At 66.8% G+C, this 681-nt stretch carries 1 protein-coding gene; it reads left to right on the forward strand.

The genetic code is table 11. The features are described from left to right. Positions 1-681, forward strand: a 681-nt coding sequence (locus AC1DWF_RS34965) for a GTP-binding protein (RefSeq protein ID WP_476843060.1), incomplete at both ends; no start/stop codon positions are given.

A 681-nucleotide genomic window follows, 5' to 3' on the forward strand; every position in this document is an offset into this window, starting at 1 on the left:
GCATGGACATCGAGCGCGAGCGCGGCATCACGATCAAGGCGCAGACCGTCCGCATCAGCTACCCCGCCAAGGACGGCAACACCTACACGCTGAACCTCATGGACACGCCGGGCCATGTGGACTTCGCCTATGAGGTCAGCCGGTCGCTCGCCGCCTGCGAGGGGTCGCTACTGGTGGTCGACGCCTCCCAGGGCGTCGAGGCGCAGACTCTGGCCAATGTCTACCAGGCGCTGGATGCGGGGCACGAGATCGTGCCCGTGCTCAACAAGATCGACCTCCCCGCCGCCGAGCCGGACCGGGTGAAGCAGCAGATCGAGGACGTTATCGGCCTCGATACCTCCGATGCCGTGATGATATCAGCCAAGACCGGCCTGAACATCGAGGGCGTGCTGGAGGCCATCGTCACCCGCCTGCCGCCCCCGAAGGGCGACGCCTCGAAGACCCTGACCGCTCTCCTGGTCGACAGCTGGTACGACGCCTATCTCGGCGTGGTGGTGCTGGTGCGCGTGCGGGACGGGCATCTGCGCAAGGGCCAGCGCATCCGCATGATGTCGAACGGCGCCGTGCACACCGTGGAGCAGGTGGGCTACTTCACGCCGAAGATGATCGCGGCCGACAGCCTCGGCCCGGGCGAGATGGGCTTCGTCACCGCCGCCATCAAGACGGTGGCCGACACCAATG

The organism is Aminobacter sp. P4_D5, assembly GCF_056401815.1.